11 protein-coding genes, 1 tRNA gene and 2 pseudogenes are annotated in these 17839 nt (G+C 73.2%); 9 read left to right on the plus strand and 5 right to left on the minus strand.

Features of this window, described 5'->3' with window-relative positions:
* Window positions 1–22 precede the first annotated feature (22 nt).
* The 5 genes from topA to FHX73_RS14960 all read left to right on the plus strand — a co-directional run bounded on the left by topA (window position 23) and on the right by FHX73_RS14960 (window position 10679).
* Window positions 23–2917 carry a type I DNA topoisomerase gene (gene topA, locus FHX73_RS14940; protein WP_145905472.1) on the plus strand — a complete coding sequence of 965 codons (2895 nt, stop codon included), beginning with the start codon at window positions 23–25 and terminating at the stop codon, window positions 2915–2917.
* A 125-nt stretch (window positions 2918–3042) separates the two neighbouring features.
* Window positions 3043–6279 carry a dTMP kinase gene (gene tmk, locus FHX73_RS14945; RefSeq protein ID WP_145905473.1) on the plus strand — a complete coding sequence of 1079 codons (3237 nt, stop codon included), beginning with the start codon at window positions 3043–3045 and terminating at the stop codon, window positions 6277–6279.
* A 158-nt stretch (window positions 6280–6437) separates the two neighbouring features.
* The gene (locus FHX73_RS14950; RefSeq protein WP_145905474.1) at window positions 6438–7649 is read left to right on the plus strand and encodes a DNA polymerase III subunit delta'; all 1212 of its coding nucleotides are present in this window, start codon (window positions 6438–6440) and stop codon (window positions 7647–7649) included.
* 277 nt (window positions 7650–7926) lie between these two features.
* Window positions 7927–9033, plus strand: coding sequence for an alpha/beta hydrolase (locus FHX73_RS14955; protein WP_145905475.1), 1107 nt, complete (start codon window positions 7927–7929; stop codon window positions 9031–9033).
* A 53-nt stretch (window positions 9034–9086) separates the two neighbouring features.
* Window positions 9087–10679: an alpha/beta hydrolase gene (locus FHX73_RS14960; RefSeq protein WP_246213540.1), complete on the plus strand. Its 1593-nt coding sequence runs from the start codon at window positions 9087–9089 to the stop codon at window positions 10677–10679.
* 16 nt (window positions 10680–10695) lie between these two features.
* Here the strand turns inward: FHX73_RS14960 and FHX73_RS14965 are convergent, their stop codons facing one another.
* Complete coding sequence (locus FHX73_RS14965) at window positions 10696–11307, minus strand: TetR/AcrR family transcriptional regulator (protein ID WP_145905477.1); 612 nt, start codon at window positions 11305–11307, stop codon at window positions 10696–10698.
* Window positions 11308–11409: 102 nt separating this feature from the next.
* Between FHX73_RS14965 and FHX73_RS14970 the strand changes: the two genes are divergently transcribed.
* Both FHX73_RS14970 and FHX73_RS14975 read left to right on the plus strand, forming a co-directional pair.
* Window positions 11410–11964: a GNAT family N-acetyltransferase gene (locus FHX73_RS14970; RefSeq protein ID WP_145905478.1), complete on the plus strand. Its 555-nt coding sequence runs from the start codon at window positions 11410–11412 to the stop codon at window positions 11962–11964.
* A 147-nt stretch (window positions 11965–12111) separates the two neighbouring features.
* Entirely contained in the window at window positions 12112–12408 is a 297-nt protein-coding gene (locus FHX73_RS14975; RefSeq protein WP_145905479.1) for a putative quinol monooxygenase, read from the plus strand.
* A gap of 123 nt (window positions 12409–12531) precedes the next feature.
* Here FHX73_RS14975 and FHX73_RS14980 read toward each other — a convergent pair whose 3' ends face one another.
* Complete coding sequence (locus FHX73_RS14980) at window positions 12532–12987, minus strand: MarR family winged helix-turn-helix transcriptional regulator (protein ID WP_211786199.1); 456 nt, start codon at window positions 12985–12987, stop codon at window positions 12532–12534.
* A 228-nt stretch (window positions 12988–13215) separates the two neighbouring features.
* Here FHX73_RS14980 and FHX73_RS14985 point away from each other — a divergent pair.
* Window positions 13216–13289, plus strand: a tRNA-Thr gene (locus FHX73_RS14985).
* Window positions 13290–13448: 159 nt separating this feature from the next.
* Here FHX73_RS14985 and FHX73_RS14990 read toward each other — a convergent pair.
* Window positions 13449–14204: pseudogene (locus FHX73_RS14990) on the minus strand (DNA/RNA helicase domain-containing protein); the annotation flags it as partial.
* A 137-nt stretch (window positions 14205–14341) separates the two neighbouring features.
* On the opposite strand from FHX73_RS14990, the gene FHX73_RS14995 reads away from it, so the two are divergent.
* The gene (locus FHX73_RS14995) at window positions 14342–15580 is read left to right on the plus strand and encodes an IS256 family transposase (protein ID WP_145905480.1); all 1239 of its coding nucleotides are present in this window, start codon (window positions 14342–14344) and stop codon (window positions 15578–15580) included.
* A 54-nt stretch (window positions 15581–15634) separates the two neighbouring features.
* Here FHX73_RS14995 and FHX73_RS15000 read toward each other — a convergent pair.
* Window positions 15635–16801 (minus strand): annotated as a pseudogene (locus tag FHX73_RS15000) (DNA/RNA helicase domain-containing protein); the annotation flags it as partial.
* 214 nt (window positions 16802–17015) lie between these two features.
* Window positions 17016–17801, minus strand: coding sequence for an aminotransferase class IV family protein (locus FHX73_RS15005; protein WP_145905482.1), 786 nt, complete (start codon window positions 17799–17801; stop codon window positions 17016–17018).
* Between the last annotated feature and the right edge of the window lie 38 nt (window positions 17802–17839).

A 17839-nucleotide genomic window follows, 5' to 3' on the forward strand; every position in this document is an offset into this window, starting at 1 on the left:
CGACCGGGAGAGAAGAGCGAAGGTGTCCCCGAGCAGCGAGACCGCGCAGGGCGGGAAGCGACTCGTCATTGTCGAGTCGCCCGCCAAGGCGAAGACGATCAAGGGCTACCTAGGCCCCGGCTACATCGTCGAGGCGAGCGTCGGGCACATCCGCGACCTGCCGAAGACGGCGGCCGAGGTGCCGGACAAGTACACCGGCGAGTTCCGCCGGCTCGGCGTGGACGTGGACCACGACTTCACGCCCATCTATGTGGTGAGCCCGGAGAAGAAGGCCCAGGTCACCAAGCTCAAGCAGCTGCTCGCGGAGTCCGACGAGCTCTTCCTGGCCACCGATGAGGACCGTGAGGGCGAGGCCATCGCCTGGCACCTGCAGGAGGTGCTCAAGCCCAAGGTGCCGGTCAAGCGGATGGTCTTCCACGAGATCACCAAGGCCGCCATCCAGGAGGCCGTGGCCAACCCGCGCGAGCTGAACAAGCGCCTGGTCGATGCCCAGGAGACCCGCCGGATCCTCGACCGCCTCTACGGCTACGAGGTCTCCCCGGTGCTCTGGAAGAAGGTCATGCCGAGCCTGTCGGCCGGCCGGGTGCAGTCGGTGGCCACCCGCCTGGTGGTCGAGCGGGAGCGCGAGCGGATCGCCTTCACCTCGGCCTCCTACTGGGACCTGGTCGGCGTCTTCGGCACCGGCCGCACCCCCGCCGACGCGGCGAACCCGGAGACCTTCGGCGCCCGGCTGTCCAGCGTGGACGGCAAGCGGATCGCCAGCGGCCGCGACTTCGGCTCCGACGGCCGGCTGAAGACCGCCAACACCATGCACCTGGACGAGGCCGCCGCCCGCGCGCTGGCCGCCGCCCTGGAGCAGACCGCGTTCAGCGTGCGCAGCGTCGAGTCCAAGCCGTACCGCCGCTCGCCCTACGCCCCGTTCCGCACCACCACGCTGCAGCAGGAGGCCAGCCGCAAGCTGGGCTTCGGTGCGAAGCGGACCATGCAGGTGGCCCAGAAGCTGTACGAGAACGGCTTCATCACCTACATGCGAACCGACTCCACCACGCTCTCCGAGACCGCCGTCGGCGCGGCCCGGGCCCAGGTGACCCAGCTCTACGGCGCCGACTACCTGCCGGACGCCCCCCGCGTCTACGCCAGCAAGGTCAAGAACGCCCAGGAGGCGCACGAGGCGATCCGCCCCTCCGGCGACCGCTTCCGCACCCCGGCCGAGACCGCCCTGAGCGGCGACGACTTCAAGCTGTACGAGCTGATCTGGATGCGCACCGTCGCCTCCCAGATGAAGGACGCGGTCGGCCAGTCGGTCACCGTCAAGGTCGGCGGCACCTCGGCCGACCGGCGGGACGTCGAGTTCTCCGCCTCCGGCAAGATCATCACCTTCCACGGCTTCCTCAAGGCCTACGTGGAGGGCGCCGACGACCCGAACGCCGAGCTGGACGACCGCGAGCGCCGGCTGCCGCAGGTGACCGAGGGCGACCCGCTGGCCGCCGACCAGCTGACCCCCGAGGGCCACTCCACCAAGCCGCCGGCCCGCTACACCGAGGCCTCGCTGGTCAAGGAGCTGGAGGACCGGGAGATCGGCCGGCCGTCCACCTACGCGTCGATCATCGACACCATCATCAACCGCCGCTACGTCTTCAAGAAGGGCACGGCCCTGGTGCCGTCCTTCCTGTCCTTCGCGGTGGTGAACCTGCTGGAGAAGCACTTCGGGCGGCTGGTCGACTACGACTTCACCGCGCGGATGGAGGACGACCTCGACCGGATCGCGGCCGGGCAGGCCGAGTCGGTGCCGTGGCTGAAGCGCTTCTACTTCGGTGAGGGCGACGGCGCCGGCGGCGCCGCCGAGGCCGGCAACGGCGACGGCGACCACCTGGGCGGCCTGAAGGAACTGGTCACCGACCTGGGCGCGATCGACGCCCGGGAGATCAGCTCGTTCCGGCTGAACGACGAGATCACCCTGCGGGTCGGCCGGTACGGGCCGTACGTCGAGAAGGCCTCGACCGAGCCGGACCAGCCCGGCCAGCGCGCCGACATCCCCGACGAGCTGCCGCCGGACGAGCTCACCGTCGAGCTGGCCGAGGAGCTGCTGGCCAAGCCGAGCGGCGACTTCGAGCTGGGCCACGACCCGGAGAGCGGCAACATGCTGGTCGCCAAGGACGGGCGGTACGGGCCGTACGTCACCGAGGTGCTGCCCGAGGGCACCCCGAAGACCGGCAAGAACGCGGTGAAGCCGCGCACCGCCTCGCTCTTCAAGACGATGTCGCCGGACACCGTCACCCTGGACGAGGCGCTGCGGCTGCTCTCGCTGCCCCGGGTGGTCGGCACCGACGCCGAGGGCGTGGAGATCACCGCGCAGAACGGCCGCTACGGGCCGTACCTGAAGAAGGGGACCGACTCGCGCTCGCTCACCACCGAGGAGCAGCTCTTCACGGTCACCCTCGACGAGGCGCTGGCGATCTACGCCCAGCCCAAGCAGCGCGGCCGGGCCGCCGCCGCCCCGCCGCTGCGCGAGCTGGGCACCGACCCGGTGAGCGAGCGCCCGGTGGTGGTCAAGGACGGCCGGTTCGGCCCGTACGTGACCGACGGCGAGACCAACGCGACGCTCCGCAAGGACGACGACGTGGCCACCATCACCCCCGAGCGCGGCTACGAACTGCTGGCCGAGAAGCGCGCCCGCGGGCCGGTGAAGAAGACCGCCAAGAAGGCCCCGGCGAAGAAGGCGGCGACCAAGAAGACGGCTGCCGCCAAGACCACCGCCACCAAGGCCACGGCCGCCAAGAAGACCGCCGCGAAGAAGACCACGACGGCGAAGAAGGCGACCACCGCCAAGAAGGCGACCGCGGCGAAGAAGACCACCGCCGTCAAGAAGACGGCGGCCGCCGAGACCGGTCCGCAGTCCCCGGGCGGGGAGGCCTGACCGGCCCGGCCGAGCGGCTGTGACGTGGGGCGGGAGCGCCCGCCCCACGTCACAACCCGGTCATAGCGGCGGTCCGCGGGCCCGTGCGCCCCTTGACACCCGGGCCCTTTCGATACGCTGACCGTATGACGAGCGAGGAGCAGCCCACCCCCACTGTGCCCGCCCTCCCCGAAGTGGTGCCGGCCGGCACCCCCGGAGAGCGGGCACGCGCGTTGCTTCGGCTGCCCGCGTACCGACGGTTGTGGACCACCCAGCTGGTCGGCGGCACCGCCGACCGCCTGGCCTTCCTGGTGCTGCTCGCGCTGACCGTCGTCGCGTCCGGCACGGCCGACCAGTTCGGCGGCGGGTACCGGGGGGTCGCCTTCGCGCTCACCCTGGTCTTCGCGGTCCGGCTGCTGGCCGCAGGCCTGGTCGGCGTGGCCCTGCTCGGGCCGCTGCACCGGCTGCTGGCCGGCCCGCTGGACCGGCGCTGGACGCTGATCGGCGCGGACGGCCTGCGCGCGGCGCTGGTCGGCATCGCGCCCTGGTGGTCGGTCTGGACCCACCAGGCGGCGCCCACCTACGCGCTGCTCGGCACGGTCTTCGTGACCGGTGCGGCCGAGCGGGTCTGGTCGGCCGCCAAGGGGGCCACCGTGCCCAGCCTGCTGCCGGCCGCCAACGCTTACGACGCGCCGTCCGAGCAGCGCCCGTCGGCCGTCAACCTGGCCACCGTGCGCACCGTCGACATGCGCACCGGGTGGGCCACCCTGCCGCTGGCCGCGGTCGGCCTGATCACCTTCACCCTGGTCAACAACCTGTTCGCCGCGCTCGGCTCGGACTGGCTGCGGGCCCACCAGCTGACCTCGGCCGGGGTCGGCTCGGCGCTGCTGTTCGCCGCCTCCGCCGCGCTGCTCCTCCAGCAGGACCTGCCGACCGCCATCGGCGGCGCCGCGCCGGCCTCGCCGCTGCAGGGCCTGCGGGCGCCCACCGACGCCACCCCCGGGCCGGCGCTCGGCAAGGGCCGCACCGGCTCCGCCCCCTACTTCACGTTCTCGGTCGCCGCCGCCTACGCCGCGATGGCCGGGACCGCCGCGCTGGGCTTCTTCACCGCCGCCGAGCACGGCGCCGGCCCGATCGGCTACGGCCTGGTGGTGCTGGCGGCCACCGGGCTGCCCTGGCTCGGCCTGCGGCTGACCCGGGTCACGCTGCCCGCGCTCTCCCGCCGCCGGCTGCTCGCCGTCGGCCTGCTGACCATGGGCGCCGCGCTGATCCTGGCCGGCCTGGTCTTCGACTTCGTGCTGATCCTGCTGCTCACCGCGGTGGCCGCGGTGGCCGCCGGCCTGGTGGTCGGGGTGGGCCGGGCGCTGCTCGCCCAGGAGGTCGAGGAGGCCCGGCTGCCCAAGGTGACCGAGCACCTCTACGCCGTGCTGCGGCTGGTGGTCGGCGCCGCGCTGGTCGGCATGCCGCTGCTCGCAGCCGTCTACGGCGAGGTGGACTACGGCACCCGGGCGCCCGGCGACTTCACCTTCGACCACGGCGGCGCCGCGATCGCCGTGGCCACCGCCGGGGTGCTGACCCTGGCGCTGGCCGGCCTGGTGCTGCTGCGCACCGACGACCAGCGCGGCACCGTGCCGTTCGGCCGGGAGCTGCTGGAGGCGCTCGGCCGGGGCCGCGAGGTGCCCGAGCACCGGGCCAGCGGCAGCGGCTTCTTCATCGCCCTGGAGGGTGGCGACGGCGCCGGCAAGTCGACCCAGGCGCAGGCGCTGGCCGAGTGGATCCGCAGCAAGGGCCACGAGGTGGTGCTGACCCGGGAGCCCGGCGGCAGCCCCGTCGGGCAGCGGCTGCGCGGCCTGGTGCTGGACGTCGGCAACACCGGCCTGTCGCACCGGGCCGAGGCGCTGATCTACGCCGCCGACCGGGCCGAGCACGTGGAGAACGTGATCCGGCCGGCGCTGGCCCGCGGCGCCGTGGTGATCACCGACCGCTACATGGACTCCTCGATCGCCTACCAGGGCGCCGGCCGCGACCTGGCCGCCACCGAGGTGGCCCGGATCTCCCGCTGGGCCACCGGCGGGCTGGTGCCGGACCTGACCGTGGTGCTGGACGTCGACCCGGCGCAGGCCCGGGAGCGGTTCACCGAGGCGCTGGACCGGCTGGAGAACGAGCCCGTGGAGTTCCACGCCCGGGTCCGGGCCGGCTTCCTGGCGCTGGCCGCCGCCGACCCCGCGCGCTACCTGGTGGTGGACGCCAGCAAGTCGCCGGCCCTGGTCACCACCGCGATCCGGCACCGGCTGGACCGTGAGCTGCCGCTCTCCGAGCAGGAGAAGGAGGCCCGCCGGGAGCAGGAGCGGCTGGCCCGCGAGGAGGCCGAGCGGCGCGCCGCCGAGGAGGCCCGGAAGAAGGCCGAGGCCGAGGAGGCCGAGCGCAAGCGGCAGGAGCTGCTGGAGCAGCTGCGCGCCGAGCAGGCCGAGAAGGAGCGGCTGGCCCGCGAGGAGGCCGCCCGGGAGCAGGCGGAGGAGGAGCGCAAGCGCGCCGAGCAGGCCCGGCTCGCGGCCGAGGCGGAGGCCGCCCGGCTGGCGGCGGAGGCTGCCAAGAAGCGCGAGGCCGAGGAGGCCAGGCTGGCCGCGGAGGCCGCCGAGCGCAGCCGCCGGGAGGCGGAGGCGGCCCGGGAGGCCGAGCTGCAGCGCCAGCGCGACGTGCAGCGCGAGGAGCAGCGCCGGCGCGCCGAGGAGGCGCTGCAGCGGGCCGAGGCGGCCCGGCTGGCGGAGGCCGCCGCGGCGGCGGCCCGGGCGGCCAACGACGCGGAGGCGATCACCGAGGAGATCTCCGAGCGGGACCGGCAGGCGGCGGTGGCCGCGGCCGACCGGCTGGCCGCGGAGAAGGCGCCTGAGAAGGTGGCGGGGAAGGCGTCTGAGAAGGCGTTGGGGCAGGCGGCGGCGAAGGATTCCGGGAAGCCCGGGGTCGCGAAGCCGGCCGCCGGTGGGGGCCGTGAGCCGGAGGACGCCACGGCGGTGCTGCCGGTGGTCACGGCGGACGACCCGACGGTGGCGCTGCCCGCGGCCAAGCCCCGCAAGGCGCGGCCCGAGTCGGCCGAGGAGCGCACCGCGGTGCTGCCCGCCGTCGGCCCGGCCGCCCCGGCCAAGCTGCCGCCGGTGCGTCCGGTGGAGGAGCGGGTGCCGCCGGGGCTGTGGCGTCCCGAGCCGGCCGAGGAGCCGGGGGCCGAGCGGCCGCGCCGGCCGTCCTGGGCCGAGGAGACGCCGATGGACGACCTGCCGAGCCTGACCGACTCGCTGCTCGGCTCCCGCGAGGAGTGGGCGCGCTGGGACGCCGAGGAGCCGGACGGGGACGACCAGGGCGGTCGCGGGCGCAAGAAGCGCAAGTAGCGCAGGTAGCGCGAGCAGCGCGGGTAGTGGCTGAGCCGTAGCGGTGGGGCGTGCGGGCCGGCCCCGGGTGTCGGGGCCGGCCCGTATGCTCGCTGGCGGTAGGCAGTGGCGTCCGGCAGGCCGGGCGGCGCCGCAGGGCGCGGAGCGTGGGAGCAGCGGTGACCGTCTGGGACGACCTGGTGGGTCAGGATCGGGTGGTCGAGCAGCTGACCGCGGCGGCCTCGGCGGCCCGGGCGGCGGTGCTGGCCGGGCGCTCCGGCACGGCCGAGCCCGGGGCGAACGCCTCGCTGATGACGCACGCCTGGCTCTTCACCGGCCCGCCGGGCGCGGGCCAGAGCACCGCCGCCCGGGCGTTCGCCGCCGCGCTGCAGTGCACCAGTCCTGATCTTGAGCACGGCGGGGTGCCCGGCTGCGGCTTCTGCGACGGCTGCCACACCGTGATGGCGGAGAGCCACGCGGATGTGAAGTTCGTCCGCAGCGACGGGCTGTCGATCGGTGTCGGCGACATGCGCGACCTGGTGCTGCGGGCCTCCTCCTACCCGACCGGCGGCCGCTGGTCGGTGATCCTGATCGACGCCGCCCACCGGCTCACCGAGGCGGCGGCGAACGCGCTGCTCAAGGGGGTGGAGGAACCCTCGCCGCGGACCGTGTGGCTACTCTGCGCGCCCTCGGTGCAGGACACCCTGCCGACCATCCGCTCGCGCTGCCGGCACCTGGTGCTGCGCACGCCCGCGCCGGAGGCGGTGGCCGACCTGCTGGTGCGCCGGGACGGGGTGGCGCCGCAGCTGGCCGAGCTGGCGGCCCGGGCCGGGCAGGGGGACGTGGACCGGGCCCGGCGGCTGGCGGTGGACGAGCAGGCCCGCACCCGGCGGGCCGAGGTCCTGCGGATCCCGCTGGAGGTGGCGGACATCGGCGGCTGTCTGGCGGCTGCGCAGCGGCTGGTGGACACGGCGAAGGCGGACGCGGAGGCGCTGGCCGAGACCCGGGACGCCAAGGAGACCGACGACCTGAAGGCGGCGTACGGCGCGGCCGAGGGGAGCAAGGCGCCGCGCGGCATGGCCGGGGCGGTGAAGGAGCTGGAGAAGCGGCAGAAGAGCCGGGCCACCCGGACCCGTCGGGAGACGCTGGGCACCGCGCTGCTGGACCTGCTCGGCTTCTACCGCGACGTGCTGGCGATCCAGCTGGGCTCCACCGGCGCCCTGGCCAACCAGGACGTGTGGCCGGCCCTGGAGCGGGTCGCGGCGGCCGGTCTGCCGGAGTCCACGCTGCGCCGGATCGAGGCGGTGCTGGCGTGCCGGAAGGCGCTGGACCGCAACGTCGATCCGCTGCTCGCGGTGGAGGCGATGACGGTGGCGCTGCGCGCGGGCTGACGGTGCGTCTTGTGGGGGCGGGGCTGCGGGTGCGGGTGGGCTTACGGCGTGTCCGGTGGGCTTGGGCGCGGGTCGGCTGACGGTGTGTCCGGTGGGTCGGGTGGGTTGACCGACGGTTGGCCGGCCGCCGTCGCCGGCCGGGTCGCGGGCATCGCTCGTTCGAGTGAACACCGGGGACGGGGCTGTCCGCTGCGCCGGTTCGGGGCCGCGGTCCCGCACGCTGTGGAGCGAGCGCGCCGGGGCGGCGCGGTAGCGAACCCTCGCGAGGTGGTGCCCGATGTCGCGTCCGCTGCTGCTGTCGCTGGCCGCCGTGGTGCTGGTGGCGGGCTGCTGGCTGGCCCGGGGTGCGTTCGGCCGTTGGCGCGGTGAGCAGGCGGCGCTGGTCTACGAGCTGGTGTCCGACCTGCGTCCGGTGCTGCTCCGGCTGGGGGGTGCCCTGCTCTGCGGCCTGACCGCGACCGCGCTGGCGGTGGCCGCGCTGCTGGCCGGACGTCAGCTGGCCGGACGTCAGCTGAGCGGCACGGCCGGTCGGGCGGCCGTCGAGGCGGTGGTGGGGGAGCCGGTGCACGAGGTGCGCCCCGTGCCGCCGTCGGGCTCGCCGTCACCGCAGTCGGTGGCGGCCCCGCACTTCGACAGCATCGGCCACCCCGCCGAGGGCGAGCTGTTGCAGGGCTCGGTGCCCGGCGCCGACGGCCGCCCCCGCACCGTGCGGGTCTGGCTCCCGCCGCACTACGCCGACGACCCGTCGGTCCGCTACCCGGTGCTGGTGCTGCAGGCGGCCACCCCCGGTCACACCGCCGACGCCGACCTGCCGGACGTCTTCGACGGCCTGGCCTCCGCGATCAAGCTGGGCCGCGCCCGCCCGTTCGTCGTGGTCGCGCCCGCCGCGCCGACCGGCACCGAGCACCCGTGCGAGCTGGCGGCCGCCGCCCCGCAGTCGCTGGCCGACGACGACCGGGTGCGCTCGGCCGTGGCCGCCGCGTTCCGCACCGCGGTGCCGGGCCCGGCCGGCTGGGCCGCGCTGGGCGTGGCGGACGCCGCCCCGTGCGCGGTGGTGGCCGGGCTGGCCCGGGCCGACCTGTACGGTGCGGCCGCCGGTGTCTCCGGCCGCTACGACCCCGCGCCGCTGGTCCAGGCCGCCGCTGACGCCCCGTCGGGCCCCGCGCCGCGCCTGCTGCTGGCCGCCGCGAAGGCGGACGCGGACGGGCTGGCCGCCGCCCACCGTCTGGCCGACGCCTTGCACGCCGGCCCCGGCCAGGCGCCCCGTGCGGTGCCGCGGATCTCCGACGTGGTGCAGGACTTCAGCCCCGACCGGGAGCGGCTGCGCCTGGTCCGGCTGGCCGCCCAGTACCTGGACGACACGCTCGCCCACCCGGCCGGTTGACCTGCCGGGTGCCACTACGCTCGACGCCGACCACCCCGAGGGAGATGCCACGCATGCCGCAGCCCGCCGCGCTGTTGAGGACGGTCACCGCGCTCGCCACCGCCGGTCTGCTGCTGGCCGGCTGTTCCGGCGCCCGGCCGGCCGGGTCCCCGGCGGGGCACGGCCTGCCCTCCTCGGACGGCCGTGCGGCCGCCGCGCCCGCCCCGGTGCCGCTGCAGCCGCTGCCCACCGAGGTGCCGGCCGCGCTGGCCGGCTACTACCGGCAGCCGCTCTCCTGGCAGCCCTGCGACAACGGCTTCCAGTGCGCCGGCTTCAAGGTGCCGCTGGACTACGACCACCCGGCATCGGGCGACCTGACGCTGGGTGCGGTGCGCCGCCCGGCGGACGGTGCGGGCGGGCAGCAGCGGCTCGGTTCGCTGCTGCTCAACCCGGGCGGTCCCGGCGGGTCGGCGGTGGAGTACGTGGAGGCGGTGGCCGGCGGCTACCAGCCGGTGGTCCGGGCCGCCTACGACCTGGTGGGCGTCGACCCGCGCGGGGTCGGCCGCAGTTCCCCGGTGAACTGCCTGAGCGGCGACCGGATGGACGCCTACACGGCGGTGGCCACCACCCCGCGCGACCAGGGCGGGATCGACCGCCTGGTGGCCGCCGACCGGGAGTTCGCGGCCGGCTGCCAGGCCCGCTCGGGTCCGGTGCTGGGCCACGTCAGCACGGTGGAGGCGGCCCGTGACATGGACGTGCTGCGGGCGCTGCTGGGCGACCAGCGGCTGAACTACGTCGGCAAGTCCTACGGCACCCTGCTCGGCGCGACCTACGCCGGCCTCTTCCCGTCCCGGGTCGGCCGGATGGTGCTGGACGGTGCGATGGACCCGTCGATGGACGCGGTGACCGGCAACCGCACCCAGGCGGCCGGCTTCGAGACCGCCTGGGCCGCCTTCGTGAAGGATTGCCAGACCCGCTCGGACTGCCCGCTGGGCAGCACCGAGCAGCAGGCCGGCCAGCACCTGGACGCGCTGATCGGCTCGGTCGGCCGGCAGCCGCTGCCCGGCCTGGGGACCCGTCAGCTGACGGAGTCCCAGGCGGTCACCGGGGTGCTGGAGGCGATGTACGCGGAGTTCCTCTGGCCGCAGCTGCGCACCGCGCTCGCGGCGGCGCAGAACGGCGACGGCGGCCCGCTGCTGCGGCTCTCCGATTCGTACTACGAACGCTCGGCGGACGGCAGCTACCCGAACCTGATGTTCGCCAACATGGCGGTCAACTGCCTGGACCTGCCGCCGGCCTTCAGCACGCCGGACCAGGTGACCGCGGCGCTGCCGCAGTTCCGCCAGGCCTCGCCGCACTTCGGCACCGACATGGCCTGGATGGCGCTGTCCTGCGCCTACTGGCCGATCCGTGCGACCGGCGTGCCGCACACCGTTCGCGCCGCCGGGGCCGCGCCGATCGTGGTGGTGGGCACCACCCGGGACCCGGCCACCCCGTACGCCTGGGCGCAGGCGCTGGCCGGGCAGTTGGAGTCGGGGCACCTGGTGACCTACGACGGGGACGGCCACACCGCGTACGGCCGGCACAACGACTGCGTGGACTCGGCGGTCAACCACTACCTGGTCGAGGACCAGCTGCCGGCGGCGGGGCTGCGTTGCGCGAAGTGAGGCTGCCGGCGGGCTGCTACCCGTCAGTGGGTGCCCGGTCGACCGCGAGGGCGATCAGCCAGTCGTCCAGCAACCGGACCTGACGCTCCGGCGGGAACTCCTCGGGCGCGAAGAGCGCCTGCACCACCAGGCCGAGCGCGAACGACTGGGCCGCCGCCGCGAGGTCGGCGGCCGGCCGGTCGGCGGGCAGCTCGCCGCGCCGCTGGGCGGTCGCGACGTGTTCGGCGAGCCGGGCCCGGGAGGCGCGGTAGCGCTCGGCGTGCTCGGCGGCCAGCTCGGGGTCGGCCAGCGCGACGTCCCAGGAGCCGACCCAGATCCGGTTGCGGGCGGTGGCGTCGGCGTCCAGCGGCAGCACGTCGAGCAGCATGGTCCGCACGGTGGCCAGGCCCTCGGCCGGTGGTGTGCGGCGCGGGCGGCCCGCGGACACCTCGTCCAGCACCTCCAGCGCGGTGCGCAGCAGGGCCTGCTTGTTCGGGAAGTAGTGGGTGAGCAGGCCGGTCGAGGCGCCCATCTCGGCGGCCACGGCGCGCAGGGTGAGCGCGCCGAAGCCGCGCTCGGCCAGCACCCGCCAGACGGCGGCCGAGACGTCGCGGCGGCGGGCGGAATGGTCTCCACGGGCTGGGGGCATGGCGGTTATGGTACCTACCAAACGTTTGTTATGTACCTCTCCCGTTCCGACTGTTCCCTCGGACCGTTCCCGCTGACTCGTTCCCGCTGAGGAGTGCCCGCCGTGTTCGCCGTACCGCTCACCGCCCCCGGATCCGAACTGCGCCCGCTGGAGCCGCACCACGCTGTCGAGTACCTGGCGCACATCGGCCGCGCCCGGGAGAACGTGGACCGGTTCGTGCCCTGGGCCGCCGGAGCCGCCGACCTCGACTCGGCCCGCGCACAACTCCAGGCCTACGCCGACAAGCAGGCGGCCGACACCGGGCGGCTGTTCGGCATCTGGCTGGACGGCACCCTGGTGGGCGGAGTGATGTTCGTGGGCTTCGACACCAGTCTCGGCAACTGCGAACTGGGCTGCTGGCTGGAGCCGGCCGCACAGGGGCGCGGCCTGGTCACCGGCGGGGTGCGGGTGCTGCTGGAGTACGCGCTGGTGGAGCGCGGGCTGTCGCGCGCCGAGTGGTACTGCGGCACCGACAACGCGCGCAGCCGGGCCGTGGCGCAGCGGGTCGGGATGACCCTGGAGGGCGTCCAGCGCTCCTCCTTCCCGCACGGCGGGGTGCGGCGGGACATGGAGGTGTGGGCCGTGCTGGCCGACGAATGGGCGGCCCCGCAGGCCTGATCAGGGCCGGTCCGGTGGATCTAAGACATCTTCCAACTCTCCGCAGCCGTATCGGGCTTGCGATCTGGCGGTCCGTCAGATGAGCAGTGCTACGGTTGACTTCGCCCATCACCGCGGTGGGCGGGTGACGAACGTGGGAGGGAAACGATGTACCAGGTCGCTGTGGCTTTCGAGGTCCAGGCCGACCGGCGGGAGGACTTCATCGCCGCCGTACTGGAGGACGGCCGCCGGTCCACCGCCGACGAGCCGGGCACCATCCGGTTCGAGCTGGTCGAGGACGACGAGCGGCCCAACCGCTTCTACCTGAACGAGGCCTACGAGGACGAGGCCGCCTTCATCGCGCACTGCGAGGGTGGGAACTTCCAGCGCTTCTTCGAGACCGTGCAGGGCTACGCCCAGGGGCCGTCCTGGCTGCTGCGCGGCAGCCGGATCACCGAGCGGTAGCCGCGTTGGCCGCCGCACCCGGGGGGTTGGTCCCACCCACCGCGACCAACCCCCTGCCGCCGTCCGGCGCGACTGACGGGTGATCAACCCGGCCGTGCGGGGCCGGGGCCGGGGTTCCTCCCGCTACCGGCCGGCCGCCTTCGGGTCCCGGAAACCGGCCAGCGCCCCCGTGCAGCGCGCGAGCAGCCCCACCAACAGCCGCTGCTCCTCCTCGGACAGCTCGGCGCGGAGCGCCTCCTCCACCGTGGTCACCTCGACGTCCGCCTTGGCCAGCAGCGCCCGGCCCGACCGGGTCAGCCGGGCCTCCAGGATGTGGCTGTGGATCGGGTGCGGCTTGCGCTCCACCAGCCCGCGCCCCTCCAGGGTGCTCAGCACCGACGACATCGTCTGCGGCGTCACCAGACACCGCCGCGCCAGCACCGCCCCCGACAACCCGGGCTCCTCCTGCAGCGCCAACAGCACCGTGTACTGCGGGGTGCTCAGCTTGAACGGCCGCAGCGCCGCGTGCTTCGCCGCGATCACCTCCTGCTCGGCCCGCTTGATGTGGTGGCCCAGTCGGCGCTCGATCGGCATACCCATGCCACCTGTATATCAGCGCCCTTACCCACCTATGGCCCCTTCTGGTCCCGCACCCCCACCCTGACCTCCCCTGATACCTCCATCCCGCCCCACCCCTCCCACCACCAACACCCGCCCCACCCCCCTCACCCGAGCGCCACGTTACGGATCACCGCGCAGACCTGTGTAGACTGACCCGCGTTGCTTCTCGGAGTCCGCCCCAAGCGGATCATCCTCACGGGCAGCGGTGCCGCCTTAGCTCAGTTGGCCAGAGCAACGCACTCGTAATGCGTAGGTCATGGGTTCGAATCCCATAGGCGGCTCAGACATCGAAGGCCCTGGTCAGCTATCTGACCAGGGCCTTCGTCGTTCACGTCACGCGTCGGCGGCGGCGAGCGCTGGTCGTCGCGGACAGGCGGTCTGCTCGCAGAGCAGGCGCCTCACCGACAAGTCGATCACCGCCGGACGCTCGCCTCTCACTGTCAGCCCACAGTTCGGGCAGGCGCCTGGAACACCGTTTCCAGTCCGGGCCGCGCTTGCGCGGCTACCAGCTCCTGCAGTTTGGCGCGCGTCTCCGGATCCGTCGAGTACACGATTGTGCCGATCATTCCTCGGGTCAGAAGGACCTTGTAGGTGTTGCGGATCAGACGATCGATGTCGGCGTCGGTAGTGGACTTGCGGAAGACAGGGTCCTTGGACGCCGTCCGGTCGGTGATCCAGCGGTCGGTTCGCCAGACGAGGTCCGGTCCGAGGATGACGCCGCTCCAGTCGTACTCGAAGCCTTGGGCGGTGTACACGCAGCCGACCTGGCCGAAGCCGGCCGGGTCGGTGGCCCATAGCGCGGCCGGCGGGGCACCGGCGATCGAGCGGTCGCCGTACACGTTCCAGGGCCGGGCCCAGTCCTCGATGTGCACGTCGAGTGGGAGCGGGTCGCCCGGGGCCACCTTCGTCGTCCACTTCCAGCAGTAGCCGGCCGACATGCGGGCGCCGTAGCCCTCCGCGCGCCGGGCGTCGAGGAACGCCTCCAGTTCCCGGGGAGTGTCGGCCACCTCCAGGACGACCTTGCCGTCGGGCTCCCAGTGGAGGGGGCCGCCGGACTCCAAGCCCAGTAGGCGCACCACCCAGCGCAGGTAGGCATCGCTACCACCGCAGCGGAACTGGCTGTCCAGCTCGACCACTTGGCAGTTCAGACCCTTCACGGCAGCCGCGGCCCGGATCTGGGCCACCGTGCCCATCTGGTTGCGTCCAGGGAAGTGGTGTACGGGTTCCACCCGTTCCGGGGGTTTCGTCCCGGTAGTGGGTGTCGCCTGAGAACGTGAAACGGCCACCGGCTGATCCTTCGAGAACGACCAAGCTCTTGAAGGAGATCTGCACGATGACCGCACCTGACAGTGTGCCCTTTGCTGCCCTGCTGGAGGAGAACCTGGCCTCGGCGAGTCCGGACTTGTTGCGGGCGATGGTGAAGACCTTCGCGGAGGCGATGATGTCCGCGGACGTGGACCGGGCCTGCGGCGGCGAATACGGCCGCCCGAGCGAGGAGCGTGTCAACTCCCGCAACGGGTACCGCAACCGGGACTGGGACACCCGTGTCGGGACCGTCGACCTGGCGATCCCGCGGGTGCGGTCGGGCTCGTACTTCCCGAGCTGGCTGCTGGAGCGTCGGCGCCGGGCCGAGCAGGCCCTGATCTCCGTGGTCGCCACGTGCTACCTGCTCGGCGTGAGCACTCGCCGGGTTGAGAAGCTCGCCGAGTCCATGGGCGTCACCCAGCTGTCGAAGTCACAAGTGTCCGAGATGGCGAAGCACTTGGACGAGCGGGTCGCCGAGTTCCGCAACCGACCCCTCGACCAGGGGCCCTACACGTTCGTGTGGGTCGACGCGCTCACCCAGAAGGTTCGCGAGGGCGGCCGCGTGGTCAACGTCCACTGCCTGGTCGCGGTCGGTGTCAACAACGAGGGCCAGCGCGAGGTGCTGGGCCTGGACGTGGCCACGAGCGAGGACGGCGCCGGCTGGCTGGCCTTCCTGAGGTCGTTGGTCGCCCGCGGCCTGGGCGGGGTCCAGCTCGTCGTGAGCGACGCGCATGCAGGGCTGGTGGACGCGATCGGCGCGACCCTGCCCGGGGCGGCGTGGCAGAGATGCCGCACGCACTACGCGCGAAACCTGCTCTCGCAGGTCCCGAAGTCCGCCCAGCCGTGGGTGGCGACCCTGCTGCGGACTGTCTTCGAACAGCCCGACGCGAAGGCCGTGCGCCAGCAGATGGCCACCGTGATCGCGGCCTTGGACGAGCGATTCCCCAAGGCCGCAGAGCACTTGGAGCATGCTCGCGAGGACCTGCTGGCCTTCGCCGCGTTCCCGCGAACGGTCTGGAAGTCGATCTGGTCGAACAATCCGCAGGAGCGGCTGAACAAGGAAATCCGGCGCCGCACCGACGTCGTCGGGATCTTCCCCGACCGCGGCTCGATCGTCCGCCTGATCGGCGCGGTCCTGGCCGAGCAGAGCGACGAATGGGCCGAACAGCGACGCTACATCGGCTCCGAAATCCTCGGCCGCTGCCACCTCCACCCGATCGAGGGAGAAAGCACCGAAGAAGCCAGCACGACCGCACTCACCGCATAGCCTGAAACTGGATCACCGAGTGGCCAGCGTTACACCACTCCAGCGGACGTGACCGCCCATCTCGCCCGGCCGGACGACCTGGTGCTCGTCCAGCAGGAACACCGGTACCCGGGCGGCGTCGATCAGTTCCTCGATCTGCGGTTTCCCGGTGCGCTGGGCGGCCCGGGTGTAGCGGTTCGCCGATGTCTCCCGGATCCGGTGTGCCTCGTCACAGATCAGTACGTCCAGACCGTTGCGCTCGGCGGTCATGAAGCTGTTGAAGTACTTGAAAAGCTCCTGCACCTGCCGCTTCCGTGCCCCGGCGACCCGACGCATGGTGGTCGTGAACGAGCTGGATCCGGTCGCGTGGAGAGCCGTGACGCCACGTCGGTACAGATCACCGAGGAGGGACAGCGCGATGACGCTCTTCCCGGTACCCGGGCCGCCAGTGATGACGACGACCTCCTTGTGGTCGGACTGCTGCGCCTGACGGACCGCGCGCAGCACCAGCTCGTAGGCGACCCGCTGCTCGTCCAGCAGGACGAACTGCTCGCGCTCGCGCACCTCTTCGGCGGCGACCGCCATCAGCTGCTTGGACGGTGCCACCTTGCCCGCGAGCAACTGGTCCGCCGCCTCGGCACCAGGGACCGGCTTCAGCTTCGAGCGGAGGTACTGGATGAACTCCCCCCGGCGGGCGGCGGTGAAGAGCCGACCGCGCTCGTCCTGCTCCACCTCGTAGAGGCCTTGGACGCCGAACTCCGTCGCGTTGTGGAGGAAGGCCACTCCGGAGAGTCGCTCGGGATGGGCGGCGAGTGCGCCGTTGAAGGAGATGAGGTAGTCGCAGTAGCCGCGGACCTGTTCGATGGGATTCAGTACCGGCTGGGTGTACGCGTCGACCCGGCAGAGCAGGGGCTCGCCGTCCTCGGGGACTGCGTTGCTCCACTGCTTGAGCTCGACCACCACGTACGACGGTTCGCCCGTGCTCGGGTGGACGCCGGCGAGTATCACATCGGCTCGCTTGCTGTTGAGCGGAAGCGAGTACTCAAGGAGCACCTCCACCATGCCCAGCCCGGCGTCCAGGAGAGCGTTGGTCAGGGCCGGAATGCTCCGCTCCCAGGAACGCACCTCGGACGGGCTGGGCTTGTGGCCGTGCTTGTGGACGAACTGATCGATGAGGCGAATGAACAGTGATCCGGCCAGGTTCTCGGCGGCGACCGCGGACGCGGAGTCGCGGAACAGCAAGGAATGCTCCCAGGCAGCACGAAGTGACTCGTGCGGGTGGGGGCATGTCCCTGGTGGGAAGCCCGGCGGGCCGCGCTGATGACAGTCCCAAACCTACAACGGGAGCCCGAGCTCGTACCCGAACGCCTTGCGAGAGAGCCACCATCCACCGAAAGCAGTTGGTGTCGCGAACGGTTGGCGCAGGCGAGAGCGGGAGGGCGCAACTGGTGATGCGTCAGATCGCTTCCCCCGCAGTGGCCCAGTACGCCTCCCGGAGCCGGTCCAGCACCGGGTGGGCGGCCGGGAAGGCGTGTCCGTCGATGGCCGTGATCGGCCGTACGCCGATCGCTGTGTTGGTGGCGAACGCCGCGTCGAAGCGTTCGGTCAGCCGGTCCAGGGGGACGGGCACGGTCTCGTGGTCGGGGTGCAGTTCGCAGAGCAGCCGCATGGTCACGCCGTCCAGTACGTCGGCGCAGGGCTTGACGAGTTGCTCGCCGCGGACAAAGCCGATGTTCCAGGTGGCGCCCTCGCAGACCAGGCCGTCGGGGGTGGCGAAGAGGGCGTCGTCCCAGCCCTCGCGCTGGGCGGCGCGGCGCAGTCGCAGCGCGCCGTAGAGGCCGACGTGCTTGATCCGGGAGTCCTCGCGGCGGTACGGCGTCGAGCGCACCCGCAGGGGCGGCGGCTCGGTGCCGCCGGCGGGCCGGGTGCTGATCAGCAGGTGCGGGTCGGTGGCGGCGGCCGGGTGGCCCAGGTCGAAGCCGGGGTCGAAGACGGTGATCCGCACGATGGTCGGCGCGGGCGCCTGCGCGAGCGCCGTGCGCAGCTGACGGCGCACCAGTTCGAGGTCCAGCTCGGCGTCGAAGAGTTCGGCGCAGTCGCGGCGCAGCCGTTCGAGGTGGTGGACGAGTCCGCGGACGGTGCGACCGTCCTCGGTGTGCATGGTGGTGAAGTGGCCGTACGGGGTGAGGGCGAGCACGGCCAGCTGGTCGGCAGCCACCGGGCGGCCGTCGAGGAGGATCATGGCGGCCAGCATTCCACCGGCGGGCCCGAGCAGGAAGC

It is taken from the genome of Kitasatospora viridis, from assembly GCF_007829815.1.
GTDB classification, from domain to species: Bacteria; Actinomycetota; Actinomycetes; order Streptomycetales; family Streptomycetaceae; genus Kitasatospora; species Kitasatospora viridis.

Bases quoted from the DNA above. Each gene is read 5' to 3' on its own strand.
- tmk (WP_145905473.1), top strand. From the start codon at position 3,043: ATGACGAGCGAGGAGCAGCCCACCCCCACTGTGCCCGCCCTCCCCGAA.
- FHX73_RS14955 (WP_145905475.1), top strand. From the start codon at position 7,927: ATGTCGCGTCCGCTGCTGCTGTCGCTGGCCGCCGTGGTGCTGGTGGCG.
- FHX73_RS14960 (WP_246213540.1), top strand. From the start codon at position 9,087: ATGCCGCAGCCCGCCGCGCTGTTGAGGACGGTCACCGCGCTCGCCACC.
- FHX73_RS14965 (WP_145905477.1), bottom strand. From the start codon at position 11,307: ATGCCCCCAGCCCGTGGAGACCATTCCGCCCGCCGCCGCGACGTCTCG.
- FHX73_RS14975 (WP_145905479.1), top strand. From the start codon at position 12,112: ATGTACCAGGTCGCTGTGGCTTTCGAGGTCCAGGCCGACCGGCGGGAG.
- FHX73_RS14980 (WP_211786199.1), bottom strand. From the start codon at position 12,987: ATGGGTATGCCGATCGAGCGCCGACTGGGCCACCACATCAAGCGGGCC.
- FHX73_RS14995 (WP_145905480.1), top strand. From the start codon at position 14,342: ATGACCGCACCTGACAGTGTGCCCTTTGCTGCCCTGCTGGAGGAGAAC.
- FHX73_RS15005 (WP_145905482.1), bottom strand. From the start codon at position 17,801: ATGATCCTCCTCGACGGCCGCCCGGTGGCTGCCGACCAGCTGGCCGTG.